Origin of the sequence: Brachybacterium halotolerans (genome assembly GCF_016623465.1) — a bacterium.
In the GTDB taxonomy this organism is placed as follows: domain Bacteria; phylum Actinomycetota; class Actinomycetes; order Actinomycetales; family Dermabacteraceae; genus Brachybacterium; species Brachybacterium halotolerans.
Window position 1 is genome coordinate 17,103 of sequence record NZ_JAEDAJ010000011.1, and the last position, 21,999, is coordinate 39,101.

A 21,999-nucleotide genomic window follows, 5' to 3' on the forward strand; every position below is an offset into this window, starting at 1 on the left:
GGCGGACTCCCCTTCGCGTGGGCGGTGATGTCCTCGCAGGCTACCCCAGACATCGGATGTTTGGAGCGGGAGGAGTCAGGGCGAGACGACCGTGGTGCGGTGCGTCCCGGACGCGTCCGCATCGTCTCCCAGACGGGGTCTCCCGGGCGGGTGTGCACTACGCGTAGCAGGAGGTGGGGGGGCGGGGGGGTGGGGCGCGGGGCCCCCCCCCCCCCCCCCCCCGGGGGCCGCGGGGCGGTCCCTCCCCCGCGCGGGGGGGGGGGCGCCCCCCCCCCCCCGGGCGCCCCCCCCCCCCCCCCCCCCCCGGGGGGGCCCCGGGGGCGGCCGGAGACCCCGAGGGCGTGAGGCGCGCGAGGTCCGGGTTCTGGGAGCAGACCCCGGGGTTGCGACGTCCCGCGCGAGCTCAGGCGCCGGGCGCTTCCTTCAAGACCCGGGCCTGGTCCTGGGCCTTGAGCGCGAGCTCGACGGAGGTGAAGACGTGCTCCTGGGTCATGGCGTTCTCGGTGCGGTGCAGGACGTCGAGGATGAGGTCGCCGAAGAAGGGGTAGCCGACCTGTCCGGTGGCCTCGATGCGGTGCTCGCCCTCGCCGTCGACCAGGAGGACCTGGCCGGGGCCGTTGTCGGTGGTGACGTCGACGTACTTGCGCAGCTCGATGTAGCCCTCGGTGCCGAGGATGAAGGTGCGGCCGTCGCCCCAGGTGCGCAGCCCGTCGGGGGTGAACCAGTCCACGCGCACGTAGCCGGAGGCGCCGGAGGACAGGGCGACGTGGGCGTCGCCGAAGTCGTCGAGCTCCAGGTGATCGGCGTGGTCGAAGTTGCCGATGGAGGAGGAGAGGATCTCGGCGTTCTCGGAGCCCGTGAAGGTGAGCATCTGCTCGAAGTTGTGGGAGCCGATGTCGGTGAGGATGCCGCCGTAGCGGGCGCGCTCGTAGAACCAGTCGGGGCGGGAGTCGGGGTCGCCGAGGCGGTGGGGACCCATGCCCAGGACCTGGATGACCCGGCCGATGGCACCGCGGTCGATGAGCTGTCCGGCCAGGACGGCGGCCTCGACGTGGATGCGCTCGGAGAAGTAGCAGGCGTACTTCCTGCCGCTGCGCTCGACGGCGGCGCGGGCGCGCTCGAGCTGGTCGAAGGTGGTCAGCGGGGTCTTGTCGGTGAAGTAGTCCTTGCCCGCGTCCATGACGCGGATGCCGAGATCGGCGCGGTCGGCGGGGACCGCGGCGGCGGCGACGAGGAGCACCTCGGGGTCCTCGAGGATCTGCTCCTCGGACTCGGCGAGCTGGACGCCCTCGAAGTGCTCGGCGAAGGCGGCGGCGCGTTCGGGCTGGGTGTCGTAGACCCATTTCAGGGTGCCGCCGGCGCCGATCAGGCCCTCGCACATGCCGGTGATGTGGCCGTGGTCCAGGTGCATCGCGGCGAACGTGAACTCGCCGGAGGAGACGACGGGCTGGGGCATGGGAGCGGGCGCGTAGTTCGCGCCTTCGGAGACGGCCATGATGCGTGGGTTCCTTTCGAGGAAGCGGACGGCTGTGGGTGTGTCAGGTGAGGACGACGGGCGAGGCGACCAGGGCGGGCAGCGAGGGTCCGCTGGTGCGCAGCGGCCGGTCAGGCCTGTGCGGCGTCGGGGAGGCCGACGGGCATGTACCCGTCCTGGGTGGCGACCGACCCGGTCTTCTCGTGGAAGTGCGGGGCGCGCTCCACGAGGGTGCCCGAGCGGTAGTACGGGTCCTCCGGGCTGATGGGCAGGTCGACGACGCGCCGCTCGATCGCGGACTCGTAGATCGCGGTCACGAGCTCGACGGCGTTGCGTCCGTCCTGCCCGGTCACGAGCGGCTCGCGGCCCTCGCGCACGGCGGCCACGACGTCGGCCAGCTGCGCGGGATGCCCGGTCCGGGGCAGCGGTGAGAGCGAGGCCGCGAACTCCTCGAGCTCGGCGACTGTCTCAGCATCGCCGCCCTGCTCGGGGAAGCCGTTGGGGCGGGCGACCTCGGCCGCGGGCTCCCAGGGCTGGGAGACGCGGGCGCGCGCACCCTGCAGCGAGATCTCCTGCTTCTGGCCGTGGTGGACCACGGAGCTGGTGAGCTCGGCGAGGCTCCGCTCGTACTGCAGGATCGCGATCGACAGATCCTCGACCTCGGCGTTGTCGTGCTGGGCGTTGGTCATCATCGCGCTCACGGCGAGCGGACGACCCAGCAGCCAGAGGGCGATGTCGATGTGGTGGATGGCGTGGTTCAGCGTCGGACCGCCGCCCTCGGAGGCCCACGTGCCGCGCCACCACAGGTCGTAGTAGGAGTGCCCGCGCCACCACTCAGAGGCGATCCGTGCGTGCGAGAGCGGGCCGATCTTCCCGGAGTCCAGCACCGCCTTCAGCCGTGCCATCTCGTCGCGGAAGCGGTTCTGCGCGATTGTGGAGAGGATCTTCCCACTCGCGTGCTGTGCGGCGAGCATCGCGTCGCACTCCTCGAGGGAGGTGGCCATGGGCTTCTCGACCACGGCGTGCACGCCGGCCTCGAGCACCTGGATCGCCAGCGGCGCATGGGCCGACGGGGGAGTGGTGACGGAGACCAGGCCCAGGTCCTCGGCCTCGAGCATCGCCGCGACGTCGTCGTAGACGCGGGCGTCCTCGAGCCCGAAGGCCTCGCGCTTGGCCGTCGGCCCCGCGAGGTCCAGATCCGCCAGGGCGACGATGCGCAGGTCGGGGAACTCCTCAGCGAGCTCGAGGTAGGCGTTGATGTGGGCGTCGGAGATGGCGCCGGTGCCGATGATGCCGACGGAGAACATGTCGGGGATGTGCCTTCCGGAGGTGGACGGACGTGCCTGCCAGTGTCCCGCGTCACGCCGTGCGACGCGGGAGGATGCCACGGGTTGCCTCGCGCGGGGCGGGCCCCTCAGCCCCTCACGTCGGTGAGCGGGACGGCCTGCGGGCGCTCGCAGCTGCTCGCGACCTCGACGCGGGAGCCGCTGCGCGAGGAGGCGAGCACGGCGTTCATGACCTCCAGGGCGTGCTGGCCGAGGACGCCGCTCGCCCGCAGGTCCGCGCCGCGCAGCGCCATGTCCTGCAGACCGATCCCGCGGGACGCGCCCACGTAGCCGGCGCTCACGGGCAGGGTCTCCCATCCCTCGCCGCCCAGGCGGTGCAGCTCGACGTCGCCGTCGAAGCGGTTGGGGTCGGGCACCGCGAGGCTTCCCGCGCTGCCGTGGATCTCGATCGGGTGGATCGAGGTGGCGACCGCGTCGAAGCTCATCACGAGCGTGGACAGGACTCCCGAGGAGTGCACGAGGATCCCGCTGACGTGCGTGTCCGTGGAGACCGGGATGACCTCTCCCGCGCGCGGGCCGGAGCCGATGGTGCGCTCGGCGCGGGTGCGGGAGGCCGCGCCGATCACCGCGTCGACCGGGCCCAGCAGCGTGACCAGCGCGTGGACGTAGTACGGACCCATGTCCAGCAGCGGCCCGCCGCCGGGCACGTAGTAGAAGTCCGGATCGGGGTGCCAGCGCTCGTGGCCGGGGGTGAGCATGGTGGCGGTCGCCGCGATCGGGGCGCCGATGAGGCCCTCGTCGATCGCCGCGCGCGCCGTCTGCGTGCCCGTGCCCAGCACGGTGTCGGGTGCGGAGCCGACGAGCACGCCGGCCGCGCGGGCCGCCTCGAGCACGGCGGCGCCGTCGGCCGTCTCGACGGCGAAGGGCTTCTCGGCGTACACGTTCTTCCCTGCGGCGATCGCCCGCTGGTCCACCTCGGCGTGGGACGCGGGGATCGTGAGGTTCAGGACCGTGTCCACGTCCGGGTCGGCGATGAGCTCGTCGACCGAGAGTGCGCGCACGCCCTCGTGCGCGGAGGCGACGGCCTCGGCCCGGGACGCGTCCAGGTCCGCGACCGCGACGAGCTCCACGTCCGGCAGGGAGGGGAAGGAGGCGAGGTACTGCGCGGAGATGTTCCCGCAGCCGATCATGCCGATCCGCAGGGGGCGGGGCGCGGCGCTCATCGGGCCTCCTCCGTGCGGTGCGCACGGCCAGCGGACGGGGCGGCGTACGGGTCCTCGGATCCGCGCGCGGCCCACAGAAGTCCGCGCTCGACGATCGTGCGCACACTGGGATCCTCGAGCACGTCGACGTGGTGGCCGGGGGTCGCGACGAAGATCCGGCCCTTCCCCCACTGGCGGGTCCAGATCGCGGGCGAGGTGATCGGGCGGTTCCACGGGTCCCACTCCCGCACCTTCTGGGTGGTGGTCGCGAGCACGTCGATGTAGTCGTCGGAGAGCACCCAGTACTGCTCGGTGACCAGGTCGAAGTCGTCCACGCCGCGGGTGATGGGGTGCTCGGCGGCCGCCGGGAGCATGTTCACGGTGTAGGGGACGTAGTTGTCGTCCTGCTCGCCGCGGCGCTCGTCGGGATGCTTGCCCGGGTGGCAGCCGAACTGGCCGCCGATGAGGGTGAGGTAGTCCGATTCGCTGCGGTAACTGTCGGCGATGCCGCCGTGCCATCCCGCGAGGCCCGTCCCGGCCTCGACCGCGGCCCGGAGCCCCTCGAACTGGGGGCGCTCGATCGTGGACATGGTCATGCACTGCACGATGAGGTCGACCCCGGCCATGTACTCGGCGTCCGCGTAGATCGCGGGACTCTCCTCGATGCGCACCTCGAAGCCGTGCTCGCGCAGGTGGGGGATGAACAGGTCGGTCGCCTCGACGGGCTGGTGCCCGTCCCAGCCGCCGCGGACGACGAGGGCGGTTCGGGTGGTGGTCATCGGGCGGTCTCCTCGGTGGTGGACGCGGCGGGCGCAGTGGACGGGGTGGATGCGGCGGACGGGGTGGGGCCGACGGCGGTCCAGCGGGAGCCGTCGGCGTGGCTGGCCTCGACGGCGGCCAGCACGCGCTGCACGCGCAGGGCCTCGTCGAAGGATGGTGAGGGGTCGGCACCCCCGCCGATCGCGCGCACCAGGTCGGCGACCTCGTGGGTGAAGGTGTGCTCGTAGCCCAGACCGTGCCCGGTGGGCCACCAGGCGGCGGCGTAGGGGTGCTCGGGCTCGGTGGTGAGCACGCGGGTGAAGCCCTGGCGTCCCGCCGGAGCGGTGGCGTCGTAGATCTCCAGCTCGTTCATGCGCTCGAAGTCGAAGGCGATCGCGCCTCGCGAGCCGTGGAGCTCGATGCGCATCGCGTTCTTGCGCCCCTGCGCCATGCGGGTGGCCTCGAAGGAGCCGAGCACGCCGCTCGCGAGGCGCACGGAGAACAGGGCGGTGTCGTCGACGGTGACCCGCCGACGCTCGCCGGCGGCGTCGCCCTTCCCGCCCAGGCCCTGCATCGCGCCCGCCGCGGGGCGGGTGGGGACCACGGTGGCGAGCGTCCCGGAGACTGCCTCGATCTCCGTGCCGGCGACCCATTGGACGAGGTCGACGACGTGGGCGCCGATGTCCCCGAGGGCGCCGGAGCCGGCCTTCTCCTTCTCCAGCCGCCAGGTCATGGGGGCGTCGGCGTCGGCCAGCCAGTCCTGCAGGTACTGGGCGCGGACCTGCCGGATCTCGCCCACGAAGCCCTCGGCGACGAGCTGTCGGGCATACGCCAGGGCAGGGGTGCGGCGGTAGGAGAACCCGCACAGCGAGCGGACTCCGCGGACGGAGGCGGCGCGGGCGGCGTCCGCCATCTCCTCGGCCTCCGCCACGGAGTTCGCGAGCGGCTTCTCGCACAGCACGTGCTTGCCGGCTGCGAGCGCGGCGAGCGCGATCTCCCGGTGGGTGTCGCCGGGGGTGCAGATGTCCACGAGGTCGATCTCGGGGTCCTCGACGAGATCCTGCCAGCGGGTCGTGGTGGCGGCGAAGCCGAAGCGCTCCGCGGACTCGGCGAGGGTTTCGGGGCGGCGGCCGGCGAGGGTGCGCAGCTCCGGGGTGAGCGGCAGGTCGAAGAACCGGTGCGCGGTGCGCCAGGCGTGGGAGTGGGCGGCGCCCATGAAGCCGTGGCCGATGAGGCCGACGCGCAGCGGGCGGGAGGACGGGGTGGTCACAGCGGGGGTCACGGCTCCTCGGTGAGCGGACGATGGCGGCGGGACGGGTCGGGGACGGGCAGGACGTCGACCGCTGGCGGGCCCCTCGAACCTATCCGGGCCGCCGCCGGTGGACAACCGGCATGGCCGCGCAGGTCAACGCGCAGAAGGACGGGGAGGGCCGCCGCTGCAACCCTCCCCGTCCGACGGGGTCGGGTGGGGTCAGAGGATGCCGCCGAGGAGGCCGCCGACGACGCCGAGGATCGACTCGAGAAGGCCGGTGACGAGGTCCATGGTGTGTCCTTTCGCGGGGACGGAGGGATTCCGTCGCGGACCCACAGCCTCGCGGGGAGCGGGGTCGAAGCTACCGCTCGGTCACCGGCCGTGACCCCTTCGTGACCGGACCGTCCGGCGCCCGGGCGGTGGTTGACCGCGCCGATCGGCTCCCGCGCGGCGCCTTCCGGCCGGGGACGGCTCACTTGCCGGCCCCGGCGGTCATGCCTCCCACGAGGTACCGGCGGCCCAGGGCGTACAGGACGATGATCGGGATCGAGGAGAGGACCACGGCGGCCATCACCACGGGCACGTTGGTCGCGTACTCGCCCTGGAAGGACCACAGCGCGAGCGGCAGCGTGCGCTTGTCGGGGCTCTGGGTGAGGATCAGCGGGAACAGGAACCCGTTCCACGACATCAGCGCCTGGTACACGCCCACGGTGACCAGCGCGGGGCGGGTCATCGGGAAGGCGAGGCGCCACATCTTCTGCCACTCGCTGCAGCCGTCGATGTCCATCGCCTCGAACAGCTCCCCGGGGACGTCGCGCATCGAGTTGGAGATGATCAGGATGCTCAGCGGCAGGCCGAACGCGATTCCTGGGAGCATCAGCGCGCCCAGCGAGTCGTACATGTGCAGGCGGATGATCAGCAGGTAGATGGGCACGATGGTCGCCTGCACGGGGATCGCGAGGCCCAGCAGGAACACGCTGCGCAGGGGGCGGGAGAAGCGGCCGGTGGCGCGGACGATCGAGTACGAGGCCATGAAGGCCATGAGCACGAGCGGGATCACCGTGCCGAGTGCGACGAGCACGCTGTTGGCCAGGTACATCCCGAAGTCGGCCTCGAGCACGGCGGTGAAGTTCTCGAACGCGAGCGCGGCCGAGGGCAGCACGGGGTTCGAGCCGAAGTACGTCGAGATCGACTTCAGGCTCGTGATCCCCACGAAGTAGATGGGCAGCAGCACGAGCAGCAGCCAGAGCCAGCCGAAGGCCCCTCCGATCCAGTTCCTGCGCATGGCTCAGGCTCCTTCCGTCTGGCTGGCCGAGGCGTCCTTGCCGCCCAGGCGCTGCACGCCGAGCGCGAGGCCCAGGCCCAGGACCACGAGGATCACGGCCAGCGCGCTCGCGACCCCCATCTCGTTGCCGCGGAATCCGGTGAGGTACATGTCCAGCGGGAGGATCCGCGTGGACGATCCGGGCCCGCCCTGGGTGAGCACGAAGATGATGTCGAAGTAGGTCAGGGCGCCGACCACCATCAGGGTCGAGCTCGTGATCAGCGTGTACTTGAGCTGCGGCAGGGTGATCGAGAAGAACTGGCGCACGCGGCCGGCGCCGTCGATCTGCGCCGCCTCGTACATCGTCTGCGGGATCTGCCGCACCGCGCCCTGGTAGATGAGCGTGTGGAAGGGGATGAACTGCCAGGCGATGATCACCAGCAGCACGATCCACACGAGGGTCGCATCGCCCAGCCAGTTCTGCTTGAGGAAGGGCATGTTGAGCCCGCTCGCGAGCCCGAAGTTCGGGTCCAGCAGGGACTTGAAGGTGATCGCGATGGCCGCTGAGGACAGCAGCAGCGGCAGGAAGTAGAGCACCGCGAGCACGTTGCGGTAGCGCTGGCGGCCGGCGAGGAACGTGCCCAGCAGGATGCTCAGCGGCGTCTGCAGCACCCAGGTCGCCATGATCATGAGCACCACCAGCGCGAGGCCGTGCCAGGTCGTGGAGCGGGTGAGCACCTCGCCCCAGCTGGTGAGCCCGGTGAACGTGATGGCGCCGATGCCGTTCCACGAGGTGAAGGACAGCACGAGCACGCCCACCAGCGGCAGCAGCGCGAAGATCGCGAAGAACCCCAGTGCGGGCAGGGCGAACAGCACGTGGGAGAGCTGCAGGCGCTCGCGCCCGGGTGCGCCGCGGGACGAGCGCTCGGCGCCCCGCGCGGGGCGGGGCTCCGCCGCGTCCCGGACGCGCTCGTCGGCATCGGCGCGCTCGCCGCTGTGGACGCTCTCGGCACGCTCGAGGCGCTCGCCGCTCTCCACGCGGTCGAGATGCTCGCCGCGGTCGAGGCGGGCCGACGGGCTGGTCATGCTCAGGCCCCCTTGCCGCTGTTCATGTTCTCGGCGAACTGCTCGGGCTCGAGCTTGCCCAGGAACAACTGCTCGGTGTTCACCAGCAGCGTCTCGGCGTCGGTGGGCTGCAGCGCCTGGTCCCAGGACTGGGTGAAGGCAGGGGCGTCCTGGAGGGACTGGTAGACCCACTGGAGGTAGTCGGCGTCATCGCTCGCCTTCAGCGCGTCCTCCTGACCGGTGACGACGGGGGCGGACCCGGAGTCCACGAAGGCCGCGGCCACGTCGTCGGTCATCATGCCCTCGAGGAAGAAGTCCTGGGCGACGGTCTTCTCGGCGTCGGAGGCGGCGGAGGAGAGCGACACGTAGTTGCAGGGGTTGCCCACGAGGTCGCCGAGCTCGCCCTTGCCGCCCTCGATGGTGGGGAAGGGGCCGTAGCCCAGGTGCCCGCCGGAGACGAAGTCGCCGCCGCTGGCCTTCATGCCGCCGAAGGTCCAGCCGCCGTGCAGCATGAGGGCGGCCTTGTCGGACCACAGCAGGGCCTGGTCCGTGTTGGAGTCGGCGGCCATGGACTCGAAGCCGTCGGCGAAGGCCTTGACCTTGAGCAGCTCCTTGACCTTGTCGCCCATCGCGACGACCGCGTCGTCGAGCCAGGCGTCCTTCTCCCCGGCGGCGATCCTCTCGAACACCTTCGGCCCGCCGATGCGGTCCAGCAGGTACTCGAGCCACATCATCGAGGTCCACCGCGACTGCCCGGCGAGGGAGATCGGGGCGACGCCGCCGGAGTGCGCCTTCTCGATGACGTCCAGGAGGTCGTCCCAGGTGGTGGGGGCCTTCGCGCCGATCTTCTCGAGGACGGTCTTGTTGTGGAACATGATGATCGGCTGGGTCGCGCCGATCGGGAGCGCATAGATCTTGTCGTCGACGGTCGCGGCGCCCCACACGGAGTCGATGAAGCGGTCCTTGAAGTCGGCGTTCTCCTCGAGCCACGAGGTGAGGTCGTCGACTTGCTTCTCCTCGGCGTAGGTGCGCAGGCCACCGCCGCCCCAGCCGTAGATGATCGTGGGCGCCTCGCCCGCGCCGATGGCGGTGCGGATCTTCTGCTTGTAGGCGTCGTTCTGGAAGAACGTGAGGTCGATGGTGCCCTTGTCGAGCTTGTTGAAGACGTCGACCGAGTCCTTGTAGATGCCTTCGTTCGGCTGTCCCGAAAGCTGCCAGAAAGTTGCGGAGTCACCGCCGCCCGAGGAGCCGGATCCCCCGGGGCCCGAGGTGCCGCAGGCGGCGAGGGCGAGGGCGGAGGCGCCGGCGGCGGCGCCGAGCGCGGTGCGGCGCGAGATGAGGGGTGTGTGCATGACCTGCTCCTGCTGTCGACGGTGACGAGAAGTGCGGTGGGAAGCGGGGCGCCGCGGGACCGATGGCCACCGTCGCGCGATAAGTGAGGCTAATTTACAAAGACCTGGCGCATCGGTCAAGGGTGGAATCCGGGTGTCCTGACCGATACCCCTGGCGGATGAAGACGCAGGTGATGGCTATGCCATCCTGCTGGGTGCGGGGTGAGCGGCGCACGTCGCCAGGGGGCGGCATCGCCCTGTGCTGTGCGCGGCGAGGGCTGTTGGCGGTCCGCTGCGGTGTGCTGCGGGGCGGGCGCTCCGGAGCGGGCTGGGGGCGTTGGGGCGTCCCCCGGACGATCGCCGCGGCGACGCCGCCGATCGTGGAGTGCGGTGCGTGGACGCGGGCTCGAAGCGGGTACGGTGTGCCCATCGCTGCGGGGTTGAAAGATTTCGAAAACATCGCCACGCGGCGCTCCGTCGACAGGGCTGAGGAGGGGATCGCGGGATGCGCGGTGTGCACGGGACGGAACCCGACGACGGCGAGCAGCGGGGCCGCGTCGTCCGCGAGGACCCAGCGGGCCGCGGCAGGACGGGCGCCCAGCGGAAGGTGACGCTCGCGGAGGTCGCGCGCGGCGCCGAGGTCTCGCTCGCCACGGCCTCGAAGGTCATGAACGCGCGCGCCGACGTGAGCACGGAGACCCGTGACCGCGTGGCGCGCATCGCCCACGAGCTGGGCTACACGCCGCGGATCCGCGCGGCCGGTCCCGGCCCGGTCGCGCTCATCCGCTTCCCGCGCCTGGACAGCCCCTACGTCATCGACATCCTCGCCGGAGCCGAGCACGCCGCCCGGCGCGCCGGGGCGCAGCTCCTCGTCGAGACCGGCGGGGGCGACATCGGCACGCACGAGCCGCTGACCCGAGAGCGGATGGAGGACGCCGCGCGCCGGGGGACCGCGGGGATCATCGCCGTCACCACTCCCGTCGGCCCCGAGCATGCGCGCTGGAGTCGCGAGCTCGACCTTCCGCTGATCGTCATCGACCCCATCTCGGTGCCGGACGCGGCCGTCGGCGCACCGGTGCCTGACCTGGTGACGATCGCGGCGACGAACTGGGAGGGAGCGGTCTCGGCCGTCCGGCACCTCGCCGCACTCGGGCACCGCCGGATCGCCACCCTGGCCGGCCCGGAGGAGTCGATCCCCGGCAGGCAGCGCCTGCAGGGATACCGCAGCGGGCTCGAGCAGCAGGGCATCGCCTTCGACCCCGCGCTCGTGCGGCACGGCCGCTTCGATGACGAGGACGGAGAGATCGGCGCCGCGCAGCTGCTGGACCTCGAGGACCCGCCCACGGCGATCTTCGCCGCCTCCGACGGCCTCGGCGTCGGCGTGCTGCGCGAGGCGCGCCGACGCGGTCTCGACGTGCCCGGCGACCTCAGCGTGCTCGGGTTCGACGACACCATCGTGTGCCGCTGGACCTGGCCGCGGCTCACCACGATCCGCCAGCCTCTGTTCGCCATGGGACAGGTCGCCGTCGAGCGCCTGCTCGCGCTCGCCGGGGATCCCGAGCTGTTCGCCCATCCCTTCCAGCTCGAGACGCGCCTCGTGGAGCGGGAGTCGACGGGGCCGGCGCCGACGCGCGCCGGCTGACCAGCAGGGGTGTCGGATCAGCAGGGATGTCGGATCAGCCGGGGCGTCGGATCAGGCCGCGCGGGCGATCCACTGGCCGGGAGCGGCGAAGACGGGTTCGAGCGCCCACCGTGCGGCACCGCGCAGAGCGAGATCGGCCGGGGCGTCCGAGCGCTCGATCGTGATGGGACCGGCCTCGGTCGCGAGCGCGTGCTCGGCGACGGTCTCGCTGATCACGGGCCCGATCTCCTCGCCGATCGGCGCGAGATGGCCGGAGAGGACCACGGTCGAGAGGTCCAGGACGTTCAGCGCGTTGGCGACGGCGGTGCCGATGGCGCGGCCGATCGTGCCGATCACCTCGCTCCGGCCGTCGGTCCGGCCGGTCCCGCTCGCGTGGGCGAGCGCGTCGACCAGCTCCTCCAGCGAGGACTCCGGACCGAGCCCGGCCCGCTCGCGCAGAGCATGCGCGGACACGTACGCCTCGAGGCAGCCGCGTCGCCCGCAGCGGCAGAGCGCCCCGCCCGGCTCGACGACCATGTGCCCGAACTCGCCGGCCCACCCGTGCTCGCCCTCCAGCACGCGCCCGCCCAGCACGACCGCCCCGCCCACGCCGGTGTGTCCGCGCAGGTAGACGAAGGACTGGCCGGGCCGCTGATCGAGCTCGGTGAGCACGGAGAGCCGGTTGTCGTTCTGCGCGAGCACGGTGAGGCCGGCGAGCTCGGGGCGCTCCCGCAGCCGGGCCACGAACGGGACGTCACTCCAGCCGAGCCCGGGCGCGGAGAGCACGGACCCGTCGGCCGGATCGATCCGACCAGGCAGGGCCGCGCACACCCCGACCACGGGCAGCGGGGCCGGGGCATCGGCGCTCGCCGTCCCGCGCACCGCGGAGACGAGCCTCCCGCAGGCTTCGATGACCCGGGAGGGAGGGGCGGCCACGGCATCCAGCGTCTCGTCGGCCGCGGCGAGCACCTCTCCGGTGAGGTCGGTGGCCAGGCAGGAGACGCCGACGGCGGTGACCTCGAGGCCGATCGCGAGCAGGGTGCCGCTCGCGGGGCGCAGCGGGACCATCGGCCGTCCGGTGCCGTGGATCAGAGGGGCGTCCTCGGCCACGAGCCCCGCGCCGATGAGCTCCTCGACGAGCTTGGAGACCGTGGGCTTGGTGAGCCCCGTGCGGGCGGCGAGACCGGCGCGCGAGAGCGGCTCGGGCGCTGAGGAGAGGGTGCGCAGGCAGAGGGAGAGGTTGTGCTCCCGCAGATGGGTGGACTGCACGGGGATGCTCCTCTCGTCGCGCGCCGCGCTGTGCTGTGCCGCGCTGCTCAGCGTCGCTCGTCTCCGCGGTGCTCTGCGTCGCTCGTCGCTGGGTGGCTGCCGTGGATCGTCGTCGGCCCGCTGAGCGTATCCGCTGGACGGGCAGGACCTCGTCCCGTCCGCCCACTTGTGCCCGTGGGCAACGGCCCGTAGATTAGTTGTTGCATCTTACTAAACAGAGGAGATCAACGATGACCGCTCCCACCCCCACCCGCGAGGACCGCTTCTCCTTCGGCCTGTGGACCACCGGCTGGACCGCGAAGGACCAGTTCGGCGACCCGACGCGTCCGCCGCTCGAGCTCACCGCGCACATCCGCCGCCTCGCCGAGATCGGCGCCTGGGGCTTCACCTTCCACGACAACGACGTGGTGCCCTTCGGCGCGAGTGCCGAGGAGCGCTCGCGGATCATCGCGCAGCTGAAGAAGGTCACGGAGGAGACGGGCCTGGTGATCGAGATGATCACGACCGACACCTTCGCCCACCCGGTCTTCAAGGACGGCGCCTTCACCAGCAACGACCGCTCGGTGCGCCGGTATGGCCTGCGCAAGGTCCTCACCAACGTCGATCTCGCCGCGGAGCTGGGCGCGAAGACCTTCGTCATGTGGGGCGGTCGCGAGGGCGCCGAGTACGACGGCTCGAAGGACCTGCTCGCCGCGCATCAGCGCTACGCCGAGGGCATCGACACCGTCGCCGGGTACATCAAGGACAAGGGGTACGACCTGCGCGTCGCCCTCGAGCCCAAGCCCAACGAGCCGCGCGGCAACATCTTCCTGCCCACCGTGGGCCACGCCCTCGCCTTCATCGAGCAGCTCGAGCACCGCGACATCATCGGCATCAACCCCGAGACCGGCCACGAGCAGATGGCGACGCTGAACTACACCCACGGCCTCGCCCAGGCGCTGTGGGCGGGCAAGCTCTTCCACATCGACCTCAACGGCCAGCACGGCCCGATGTACGACCAGGACCTCGTGTTCGGCCACGGCGACCTGATCAGCGCGTTCTTCACCGTGGACCTCCTCGAGAACGGGTTCCCCTCCAAGCCCGGAGCCTTCGACGGCGCCCGCCACTTCGATTACAAGCCCTCGCGCACCGAGCACGAGAAGGGCCAGTACGACGCGGCGGCCGCGAACATGGAGATGTATCTGATGCTCAAGGAGCGCGCGCTCGCCTTCCGCGCCGATCCGGAGGTCCAGGAGGCCCTGGCCTACTCGGGCATCGAGGACCTCGGCAGGCCCACCCTGGGCGCGGGAGAGTCCCTCGCGGACCTCCTCGCCGACCGCAGCGCCTTCGAGGACTTCGACGTCGACGCCGCGGGGGCGCGGAACTTCGGCTTCGTGCGCCTCCAGCAGCTGGCCATGCGGCACCTGCTGGGCTTCGCGGGGTGAGTGGGGCGGCTCGCGGTTCATGGGGTGTCACCGGACTTCTGCGGCCGGGCGAGCTCGGCTGACCCGGGCGGCCGCGGGGGGGGGGGGGGGGGGGGGGGGGGGGGCGGGGGGGGGGGGCGCCCCCCCCCCCCCCGGGGGGGGGCCGGGTGGAGGGGGGCGGCACGGGGTTCGTGGGGTGTCACCGGCCTAGGGCGGCCGGGCGAGCTCGGCTGACCCGGGCGGCCGATGTCGCTGGGTGAGGTCTCGACGCGTAGATGGGGTCGAGACCTCACCCAGCGACATCGAAGGGCGAACCCGAGGCGGTGCGGTCCCCCCGGCACCTGCTACGGCAGCACGACGTGCGCCTGCACCGGCAGGTGGTCGCTCGGGGACACCCCGCCGGGCCGGCGGGCGTCGATCGTCGCGTCGATCACGCGCACGCCCTCGCTGAGCAGGATCCAGTCGATGCGGAAGTCGGACTCCTCGACCTCGCCGAAGAACGGGAAGGTCGACAGCTGCGGGCTCAGGCGCTGCTCGGCCGCGACCCACGAGTCCTGCAGCCCGCCCCGCTCGACGAGGATCTCGTAGGCGGGGGAGTCGCCGGCGACGGAGTTGAAGTCACCCGTGGTGATCGTCGGCAGACCCCACAGCGCGAACTGGCGCAGACGGTCGGCGATCAGCTGCGCGCCCTTGGCCTTCGCCTGCGTGATGACGTGGTCCAGGTGCGTGTTGAGGTGCACGAGCTCGCGCCCGCTCTCGCGATCGCGCAGACGCGCCCAGGTGGCACCGCGCGGACCCGTGTTCCCCCAGGTCGTCGAGCCGATCACGCGCGGAGTGTCCGAGAGCCAGAACTGGTCCCAGGCCACCAGCTCGAAGCGCTCGGTGCTGAAGAGGATCGGGTTGATGAGGCCCTGGCTGCCGCCCTTGACACCCATCGTGCCGACGGCCCGGTACGCCGGACCGAGCCCTTCCTCGATCGGACCGAAGGTGTGCGTCTGCATCTCCTGCAGGCCCAGCAGGTCCGGCGTCACCGCGGTCATGAGGTCGCGGATCGCGGGGGCGCGGTGCGCCCAGTGGGCGGGCTCGTCGGGCGTGGTGGAGTCCGTCTGGAAGAGCGCGTTGAAGCTCATGACGTGCACGGGGCGGGAGGCGTCGTGCTGCGCGGCGGGGTCTTCGTGTCGCTCGGCGGGGGTGTCCCGATGGGGAGTCATCTGCGGGATCCTTCCTGGTGGCATAGAAGGCCTGGGTTCCGCGCCGACCCGGCGGCGGCTCAGTCCCCCTGGGGGAGTCGCGCGAGGATCGCCTCGGCCAACACCTCGACGACCTCGGGTGCGCGGTGCAGGTTGAAGGTCGGCTCGAACAGCTCGGCCTCGAGCAGCACGAGCCCGTGGTGCGCGGAGTCCACGGTATCGATCCGCGCGTACAGCGGCATCTGCTGGTCCGTCGCCCGGACCACCGCGGAGAGCACCCGCTCGGCGAAGGCGCGCTCCTCCTCCGTGGTCTCGACGACCACGGGGTTCTCCTCGTAGACGCCGCCGATGAGGCCGCCGCCGCGGGCGAGCAGGGCGCCCTTGGCGATCGCGTGGGTGAAGCGGCCGTCGATGAGGTAGAGCGCCTTTTCCGCGCCAGCCGAGAGCTCGGGCACCTCGGGCTGCAGCATGACAGTGCCCTCCTCGGCGAGGATCTCCAGGCCCAGCGCCTGCGCGGAGGGATCCCCGGCGCTGAACAGGCCGGTCAGGCGGGATCCGGCGCCGACGGCCGGCTTGAGGACGACATGCTCGGTGCCGCGCGCCACGAGCGCCGTGGCGAGCTCCGCCCCGTCCTCGAGATAGTCGGTGGGGACGACGGCGACGCCCTCCCGCTCGAGGTCGGCAAGGTAGCGCTTGTCCATGTTCCAGCGCACCAGGGCGGGGTCGTTCAGCACGCGCGAGGCCGTGCCCGCGCGCTCCAGCCAGGCGTCGAACGCGCGGGGCTGGGTCGCGTAGTCCCACGGGCTGCGCAGCACGAGCAGGTCCCATGCTCCCCAGTCCAGGTCCTCGTGCCAGTCGAGGCGTGCGGAGCGATGCCCGCGCGCCTCGAGCGCCGCCACCAGGGGCGCGGAATCGTTGTCGTAGTCGAGATCGCTGTAGAAGCTCGGGCTGGTGCCGATGATGCCGATGGAAGCCACGTGACCAGCGTAGGGGCGGCGCCGGGACCGTGCGGGCCCGTCCGCGACGGCGCGGGGCGGGTCGGGGCGCGCCGGACCGCCACACCTCGCCCCGTCGGTCAACGAAAGCGCGGTCCACCGCCCCGCCGGACCGTGAGAAGTACGAAACGGTTGCCAAGACCGCTCTTGGCAACCGTTTCGTACTTCTCGCCGCGCACGGGCTGGGCGTGGGGCGCCATGAGGGGGGGAGGGCGGCTATCGGTCGGTGCTCGTGGGGTGCGGCGCGCTCCGTGACCTCACGATCGCTCCCTCAGCGGCATCCACACGCACATCGGCCCGATCTCCCGGTTCGCCCACGCGTAGTAGGGGATCGCTCGCCAGGTGTGCGGGGTCGGATCGGAGGTCGCCCCCGACCAGGCGCGATACGGCCACGCGTCCGTCACCGCGGGCACGTTGTCCTCGCCGCTCACGGTGGGCGGCGGGGGATAGGCCCAGCCCGTCACGTCGAGCGCGACCACCCCGTCGAGGGCGTCGATCGGCTGCTCGCGCACGGGCGCGGAGGGGTCGACGAGCGCGTCGTCGACGGTGCGCTCGCCCTCCTGGTCCGCCTGCTCGAGCGCGTAGACGAGCGGGCCGCGCTCCAGGGCGACCGCGCCTCGCGAGGCGTCCACCCGGTGCGGCGCGGCGACGAAGCGGGCGCTCATCGGCAGCTCCAGCACCAGCTCCTCACCGGTGGCGAAGACGCGCCGCACGGTATGGGCACCGGGGGAGAGCGGCGTCGAGGCGTCCCGGTCATCGGCCCCCGACGGGTCCTCGAGCCGCGCCCCGTCGGCCCATGCCGGCACGCGCAGCGTCAGCTCGACCTCGCTGCTCGGCGCCGCGAGGACACGGATCCGCACCGTGCCGTCGTGCGGGTAGTCGGTCGCGACCTCGATCGCGAAGTCCTCACCGTCCACCTGTGTGCCGTACCGGCCGCTCGCATACAGGTGCAGCTGCAGCCCGGACTCGTCGGACGTCGCGACGTACTGGTCGAGGCTCGCCAGGGTGCGCATGACGTTCGGCGGGCAGCAGGCGCAGTCGAACCAGCCGCGCCGCCCGTGCGCGATCGAGCGGCCCTCGTCGGCGATCGCGCCCTCGCGCAGCTGCAGCGAGTTCACGTAGAAGAACTCGGTTCCCGCGAGGGAGACGCCGGGCAGGACGGCGTTGTGCAGCAGGCGGTCGATCGCATCGGCGAAGGACTCGTCGCCCGTGGCGAGCAGCAGCCGCCAGGCCCATTGGACCGCCGCGATGCCCGCGCAGGTCTCCGCGTACCCGCGGTCGGTGCCCAGCTCGAAGGGGTCGCCGAAGGCCTCCCAGTCCCAGCGCGATCCCATCCCGCCGGTCACGTAGGTCTTGGTGGCGAGCGTTGTCGCGAACAGGCGCTGCTCGTGGGCGAGGAGCTCGGCGTCGTCGTCCTCGATCGCGAGGTCCGTCGCCCCGGCGGCGAGATAGAGCGCGCGCACCGCGTGCCCCTCGACCGTCGTCGCCTCCCGCACCGGCACACGGTCCGAGAAGTAGCCCGGGCCCGGATCCTTCGAGGTCGTGGCGTGCCCGCGACGCTCGAGGAAGGTGCGCGCGAGGTCCAGGGCGTCGGCTCGGCCGGTCTCGCGATGCAGCTCGACCAGGGCCATCTCGATCTCGGGATGACCCGGGACGCCGACGTTCCCGCCGGGGCCGAACACCCGGATGAGGTGGTCCAGGATCCGCAGCGCCACCTGCAGCAGCGCGTCATCGCCGGCGCTCCGGGACTGGGCGACGGCGGCCTGCATGAGGTGGCCGTAGCAGTACAGCTCGTGGTTCCAGGCGAGGTTCGTATACCGCTCCTCGCGGGAGTGGCGCAGCTGGTGGACGCTGTTCAGGTACCCGTCCTCCTGCTGCGCCGCGGCGACGGTCGCGGTGACGTCCTCCATGAGGCGCCGCAGCTCGGCGTCGTCCTCGCGCCCCAGCTCGAAGGCCACGGCCTCGAGCCACTTAAAGACGTCCGAGTCCTGGAAGATCATGCCGCGGGCCTCGCCCTCGGCGGTCCCGGCGGCGATCCGGAAGTTCTGCAGCGTGCCGGAGGCCTCGAGCTGCTCGTGCCCCGCGCGCAGGGCGTCGCGCCGGTTGCGCTCCTGACGCAGGCCCCAGAACCCGCCATCGATGCGGGCGGCGCCCGGGGCGAGGGGGTGCAGACGGACGCGGGCCGACGGGGTGGGGCGCACGGGAGCGGCGAGGGCGGGACCAGCGGATGTGGGCGGCTGCGGCATGCGTGCTCTCCTTCGAGCGGGGCGGGAAAACGGTTGCCGTCCGTCACGGTACGAGGAACGTGCGCTCTCGTCACGGTGCGGTCGCAGAGCGGAGAGTGGGGCTGCGGCGCACCGAGGACTGTCGGCCGACGCCCACCCGGTGCCGCCCGCAGCACCCTCATCCTCGACACCCCGCCCAGCCCATGGTCTACGATGCGGGAAAGCGGTTACCCGCATCGCGCTCGCGATGCCTCGACGGTCGCCGCCCCGACGCACCCGACCCGGCACCGCCGCCGGACACCAGGAGACCTCCATGACAGAGCGACGCATCGGCATCATCGTCAACGGCGCGAGCGGACGCATGGGCTACCGCCAGCACCTCGTGCGCTCCCTGCTGGCGATCCGCGAGCAGGGCGGCGTCGAGCTCGCCGACGGCACCCGACTCGTGCCCGACCTCCTCCTCGTCGGCCGCAACGAGGAGAAGCTGCGCGCGATCGCCGAGCGCCACGGCCTGACCGAGTGGACCACCGACCTCGACGCCGCGCTCGCCGATGACCGCTTCGAGATCTACTTCGACGCCCTGGTCACGAACCTGCGGGTCGCGAACATCCGCACGGCGATCGCCGCCGGCAAGGCGATCTATACGGAGAAGCCCACGGCCGAATCCCTCGACGACGCCCTGGCTCTCGCCCGGGAGGCGAAGGCCGCGGGTGTGGTCAGCGGCGTCGTCCACGACAAGCTCTACCTGCCCGGCCTGCTCAAGCTGCGCCGCCTCATCGAGGCGGGCTTCTTCGGACGCATCCTCTCGGTGCGCGGCGAGTTCGGCTACTGGGTGTTCGAGGGCGACGGGCAGAGCCCGCAGCGTCCCTCCTGGAACTACCGCGCCGAGGACGGCGGCGGCATCGTCGCGGACATGTTCCCCCACTGGAACTACGTCATCGAGAACCTCTTCGGCCGCATCGAGGACGTGTATGCGCAGGTCGCGACGCACATCCCGGAGCGCTGGGACGAGAAGGGCGAGCGCTACGAGGCCACGGCCGACGACTCCGCCTACGGCGTCTTCCGCCTCGAGGGCGGGACGATCGTGCAGATGAACTCGAGCTGGGACGTGCGCGTGGACCGCGACGAGCTCGTGCAGTTCCAGGTCGACGGGACGCTCGGCAGCGCCGTCGTCGGCCTCTGGGGAGCGAAGATCCAGCCGCGCGCGGCGACCCCGCGCCCCACCTGGAACCCCGACGTGCCCGACGCGCACGACTACCGCGCCGACTGGCACGAGATCCCCGACAACGCCGGGCCCGACGGCTTCGACAACGGCTTCAAGGCGCAGTGGGAGGACTTCCTCGCCCACTGGGCCGAGGGTCGCGACTACCCCTACGACCTGCTCGCCGGCGCCCGCGGCGTGCGCCTGGCGGAGGCGGGCCTCGAGAGCTCCGCGCAGGGCCGGCGCATCGCCCTCGAGCCGCTCACGGAGGCGTGAGGACCATGGTGGAGAAGAACCCGGAGCAGACCGCGCAGCGCCTCGCCCTGCTCGGCGAGGACGGCCGGCTCATGACGGTGCCGCTGCCCCCGTCGGCTGCTTTCACCCGTCCCGCCTCCCCGCTGCGCTCGCGCGTGGTCTACGCGGCCTCGCACGTGGTCCCGCTCGCTCACGCCGACAACACCCCGGGTGCCCCTGCGGTGATCGACTGGGAGGCGACCCTCGGCTTCCGCCGCACGATCTGGTCCTGGGGCCTCGGCGTCGCCGACGCCATGGACACCGCGCAGCGGAACATGGGGCTGGACCCCGCGGCGACCCGGGAGCTCATCACCCGCAGCGCCGAAGCCGCCCGCGAGGCGCTCTCCGACCCCGCGATCGCCCCGCTGTTCGGTCGGGACGCCCAGGTCGGCGACCTCGTCGTCGCCGGGGTCTCGACCGACCACCGGGAGGAGGCGGAGCTCTCGCTCGACGAGATCGTGGACGCCTACCGCGAGCAGCTCGCGGCGACCGAGGAGTCCGGTGCCGGTGCCGTGCTGATGGCGAGCCGTCACCTGGCCCGCGCCGCGCGCTCGGCCGCCGATTTCGAGGAGGTCTACGCCCGCGTCCTCGAGCACGCCCGTCGTCCCGTGGTGCTGCACTGGCTCGGCACCGCTTTCGATCCGCAGCTCGAGGGGTACTTCGGATCGTCCGACACCGCCGAGGCCGCCGACACCCTGCTGCGCATCATCGCCGCCGACCCCACGCGGATCCGCGGCGTGAAGATGAGCCTGCTCGACGACGCCGCGGAGGTCGCCGTGCGCGACCGCCTGCCCGCGGGCGTCCTCATGCTCACCGGCGACGACTTCCACTTCTCCCACCTCATCGTGGGTGACCAGGACGAGGCCGGCTCGGAGGAGCGGAGCACCGCGGCCGACGGGGGCTTTTCCCACGCGCTGCTCGGCGCCTTCGCCGCGACCGCCCCGGCCGCGTCGGCCGCGATCCAGGCGCTGGACGCGGGCGATGGCGCCCGTGCCCGCGCGATCCTCGACGACGCCGAGCGTCTTGCCCGGCAGGTGTTCGCCGCCCCCACCTACCACTACAAGGCGGGCGTCGCGTTCCTGTCCTGGCTCAACGGGCACCAGCGCGCCTTCCAGATGGTCGGCGGACTGCACAGCGCGCGCAGCCTCCCGCACCTCTCGCGCATCGTCGAGCTCGCCGCGGCCACCGGGAACCTCGAGGACCCGGCCCTGGGCGCAGAGCGCTGGCACGCGATGCTCCGCCTGCACGGCTTCGACCCCCAGGAGGTCCTCGCATGAGCGTCCCTCGCCCCGCGCCCGCAGCGCGCCCCGCACCCGTCCCGCGTCTCTCCCTGAACCGCTGGAGCGTGCGCACCACCCCCATCGACGAGGTGCTCGCGGCATGCGTCGACGGCGGCGTCGGAGGGATCGGCCTGTGGCGCCAGGACGTCGAGACCACGGGGCTGACCGAGCTGCGGCGTCGGGTCGACGACGCCGGACTGCAGGTCACGAGCCTGTGCCGCGGCGGATTCTTCACGGCCGCCGACCCTGCCGACCGTCGCGCGGCGCTCGCGGACAACCGCCGCGCGATCGACGAGGCGGTGGGGCTCGGCACCGACGTGCTCGTGCTGGTCGTCGGCGGCCTGAGCCATGAGGACAAGGACCTCGCGGCCGCCCGGGAGCGGGTCGCGGAGAACATCGCACAGCTCGCCCCGCACGCCGAGCAGGCCGGGGTGCGCCTCGCGATCGAGCCCATGCACCCGATCTTCGCGGCCGACCGCGGCGTCGTCTCCACCACCGCCCAGGCCCTCGACATCGCAGAGCGTGTGGGCAGCGACGCCGTCGGCGCCATCGTGGACACCTACCACGTGTGGTGGGACCCGGACCTGGCCGCATCGATCGCCCGCGCGGGCGCGAGCGGACGCCTGCTGGGCTACCAGGTGTGCGACTGGATCCTGCCGCTGGCCGCCGAGACCCTGAACTCCCGCGGGTACATGGGCGACGGCTTCATCGACTTCCCCGCGATCACCCGCATGATCGCGGAGACCGGCTACAGCGGGCCGATCGAGGTCGAGATCTTCCACGAGGACGTCTGGGTGACGCCCGTCGCCGATGCCGTGCGCACCATCCGCGAGCGCTTCGAGCAGCTGGTCCTGCCCAGCGCCTGACGGGGGTGCGTGAGGCGACTGC

General features: G+C 72.2%; 17 protein-coding genes. 5 read left to right on the forward strand and 12 right to left on the reverse strand.

What is annotated here, in order from left to right:
* Positions 1–403 precede the first annotated feature (403 nt).
* The 8 genes from I8D64_RS14440 to I8D64_RS14475 all read right to left on the reverse strand — a co-directional run bounded on the left by I8D64_RS14440 (position 404) and on the right by I8D64_RS14475 (position 9,654).
* Positions 404–1,495: a Gfo/Idh/MocA family protein gene (locus I8D64_RS14440; protein WP_200503500.1), complete on the reverse strand. Its 1,092-nt coding sequence runs from the start codon at positions 1,493–1,495 to the stop codon at positions 404–406.
* Between the two features lie 110 nt (positions 1,496–1,605).
* Positions 1,606–2,781, reverse strand: a complete 1,176-nt coding sequence (locus tag I8D64_RS14445; RefSeq protein WP_200503501.1) for a Gfo/Idh/MocA family protein — start codon at positions 2,779–2,781, stop codon at positions 1,606–1,608.
* A 107-nt stretch (positions 2,782–2,888) separates the two neighbouring features.
* On the reverse strand, positions 2,889–3,983 hold the full coding sequence (locus I8D64_RS14450) for a Gfo/Idh/MocA family protein (RefSeq protein ID WP_200503502.1): 1,095 nt from the start codon (positions 3,981–3,983) through the stop codon (positions 2,889–2,891).
* Positions 3,980–4,741 (reverse strand): ThuA domain-containing protein, encoded by a 762-nt coding sequence (locus tag I8D64_RS14455; RefSeq protein WP_200503503.1) that lies wholly within the window; start codon positions 4,739–4,741, stop codon positions 3,980–3,982. The genes I8D64_RS14450 and I8D64_RS14455 overlap by 4 nt, the downstream gene beginning before the upstream one ends.
* Complete coding sequence (locus I8D64_RS14460; protein ID WP_343068592.1) at positions 4,738–6,003, reverse strand: Gfo/Idh/MocA family protein; 1,266 nt, start codon at positions 6,001–6,003, stop codon at positions 4,738–4,740. Before I8D64_RS14460 ends, I8D64_RS14455 begins: the two co-directional genes overlap by 4 nt.
* A gap of 442 nt (positions 6,004–6,445) precedes the next feature.
* A complete protein-coding gene (locus I8D64_RS14465; protein WP_200503504.1) occupies positions 6,446–7,258 on the reverse strand; it encodes a carbohydrate ABC transporter permease in 813 nt (270 codons plus the stop codon).
* Between the two features lie 3 nt (positions 7,259–7,261).
* A complete protein-coding gene (locus I8D64_RS14470; protein WP_200503505.1) occupies positions 7,262–8,323 on the reverse strand; it encodes a carbohydrate ABC transporter permease in 1,062 nt (353 codons plus the stop codon).
* Positions 8,324–8,325: 2 nt separating this feature from the next.
* Positions 8,326–9,654: an extracellular solute-binding protein gene (locus I8D64_RS14475; RefSeq protein WP_200503506.1), complete on the reverse strand. Its 1,329-nt coding sequence runs from the start codon at positions 9,652–9,654 to the stop codon at positions 8,326–8,328.
* Between the two features lie 484 nt (positions 9,655–10,138).
* On the opposite strand from I8D64_RS14475, the gene I8D64_RS14480 reads away from it, so the two are divergent.
* The gene (locus I8D64_RS14480; protein ID WP_200503507.1) at positions 10,139–11,275 is read left to right on the forward strand and encodes a LacI family DNA-binding transcriptional regulator; all 1,137 of its coding nucleotides are present in this window, start codon (positions 10,139–10,141) and stop codon (positions 11,273–11,275) included.
* 51 nt (positions 11,276–11,326) lie between these two features.
* On the opposite strand, the gene I8D64_RS14485 is transcribed toward I8D64_RS14480, so the two are convergent.
* On the reverse strand, positions 11,327–12,523 hold the full coding sequence (locus I8D64_RS14485) for an ROK family protein (RefSeq protein WP_200503508.1): 1,197 nt from the start codon (positions 12,521–12,523) through the stop codon (positions 11,327–11,329).
* A 230-nt stretch (positions 12,524–12,753) separates the two neighbouring features.
* Here I8D64_RS14485 and xylA point away from each other — a divergent pair, with 230 nt between their 5' ends.
* Positions 12,754–13,947, forward strand: a complete 1,194-nt coding sequence (gene xylA / locus I8D64_RS14490) for a xylose isomerase (RefSeq protein WP_200503509.1) — start codon at positions 12,754–12,756, stop codon at positions 13,945–13,947.
* A gap of 323 nt (positions 13,948–14,270) precedes the next feature.
* Here xylA and I8D64_RS14495 read toward each other — a convergent pair whose 3' ends face one another.
* From I8D64_RS14495 to I8D64_RS14505, 3 genes are all read right to left on the reverse strand, one after another.
* On the reverse strand, positions 14,271–15,137 hold the full coding sequence (locus tag I8D64_RS14495; protein WP_200503510.1) for an endonuclease/exonuclease/phosphatase family protein: 867 nt from the start codon (positions 15,135–15,137) through the stop codon (positions 14,271–14,273).
* Positions 15,138–15,196: 59 nt separating this feature from the next.
* The gene (locus I8D64_RS14500; protein WP_200503511.1) at positions 15,197–16,093 is read right to left on the reverse strand and encodes an ATP-grasp domain-containing protein; all 897 of its coding nucleotides are present in this window, start codon (positions 16,091–16,093) and stop codon (positions 15,197–15,199) included.
* 275 nt (positions 16,094–16,368) lie between these two features.
* Positions 16,369–18,357 (reverse strand): glycoside hydrolase family 127 protein, encoded by a 1,989-nt coding sequence (locus tag I8D64_RS14505; RefSeq protein ID WP_200503512.1) that lies wholly within the window; start codon positions 18,355–18,357, stop codon positions 16,369–16,371.
* Positions 18,358–18,649: 292 nt separating this feature from the next.
* On the opposite strand from I8D64_RS14505, the gene I8D64_RS14510 reads away from it, so the two are divergent.
* Genes I8D64_RS14510 through I8D64_RS14520 form a run of 3 tightly spaced genes read left to right on the forward strand, consistent with a single transcriptional unit; the run spans position 18,650 to position 21,977 of the window.
* Entirely contained in the window at positions 18,650–19,813 is a 1,164-nt protein-coding gene (locus tag I8D64_RS14510; protein WP_200503513.1) for a Gfo/Idh/MocA family protein, read from the forward strand.
* 5 nt (positions 19,814–19,818) lie between these two features.
* The gene (locus tag I8D64_RS14515) at positions 19,819–21,108 is read left to right on the forward strand and encodes a DUF993 family protein (RefSeq protein ID WP_200503558.1); all 1,290 of its coding nucleotides are present in this window, start codon (positions 19,819–19,821) and stop codon (positions 21,106–21,108) included.
* A complete protein-coding gene (locus I8D64_RS14520) occupies positions 21,105–21,977 on the forward strand; it encodes a sugar phosphate isomerase/epimerase family protein (RefSeq protein WP_200503514.1) in 873 nt (290 codons plus the stop codon). The genes I8D64_RS14515 and I8D64_RS14520 overlap by 4 nt, the downstream gene beginning before the upstream one ends.
* The last annotated feature ends 22 nt before the right edge of the window (positions 21,978–21,999 follow it).

Bases quoted from the DNA above. Each gene is read 5' to 3' on its own strand.
- I8D64_RS14475 (WP_200503506.1), bottom strand. From the start codon at position 9,654: ATGCACACACCCCTCATCTCGCGCCGCACCGCGCTCGGCGCCGCCGCC.
- I8D64_RS14470 (WP_200503505.1), bottom strand. From the start codon at position 8,323: ATGACCAGCCCGTCGGCCCGCCTCGACCGCGGCGAGCATCTCGACCGC.
- I8D64_RS14480 (WP_200503507.1), top strand. From the start codon at position 10,139: ATGCGCGGTGTGCACGGGACGGAACCCGACGACGGCGAGCAGCGGGGC.
- I8D64_RS14450 (WP_200503502.1), bottom strand. From the start codon at position 3,983: ATGAGCGCCGCGCCCCGCCCCCTGCGGATCGGCATGATCGGCTGCGGG.
- I8D64_RS14440 (WP_200503500.1), bottom strand. From the start codon at position 1,495: ATGGCCGTCTCCGAAGGCGCGAACTACGCGCCCGCTCCCATGCCCCAG.
- I8D64_RS14455 (WP_200503503.1), bottom strand. From the start codon at position 4,741: ATGACCACCACCCGAACCGCCCTCGTCGTCCGCGGCGGCTGGGACGGG.
- I8D64_RS14510 (WP_200503513.1), top strand. From the start codon at position 18,650: ATGACAGAGCGACGCATCGGCATCATCGTCAACGGCGCGAGCGGACGC.
- I8D64_RS14465 (WP_200503504.1), bottom strand. From the start codon at position 7,258: ATGCGCAGGAACTGGATCGGAGGGGCCTTCGGCTGGCTCTGGCTGCTG.
- I8D64_RS14495 (WP_200503510.1), bottom strand. From the start codon at position 15,137: ATGACTCCCCATCGGGACACCCCCGCCGAGCGACACGAAGACCCCGCC.
- xylA (WP_200503509.1), top strand. From the start codon at position 12,754: ATGACCGCTCCCACCCCCACCCGCGAGGACCGCTTCTCCTTCGGCCTG.
- I8D64_RS14515 (WP_200503558.1), top strand. From the start codon at position 19,819: ATGGTGGAGAAGAACCCGGAGCAGACCGCGCAGCGCCTCGCCCTGCTC.
- I8D64_RS14520 (WP_200503514.1), top strand. From the start codon at position 21,105: ATGAGCGTCCCTCGCCCCGCGCCCGCAGCGCGCCCCGCACCCGTCCCG.
- I8D64_RS14445 (WP_200503501.1), bottom strand. From the start codon at position 2,781: ATGTTCTCCGTCGGCATCATCGGCACCGGCGCCATCTCCGACGCCCAC.
- I8D64_RS14505 (WP_200503512.1), bottom strand. From the start codon at position 18,357: ATGCCGCAGCCGCCCACATCCGCTGGTCCCGCCCTCGCCGCTCCCGTG.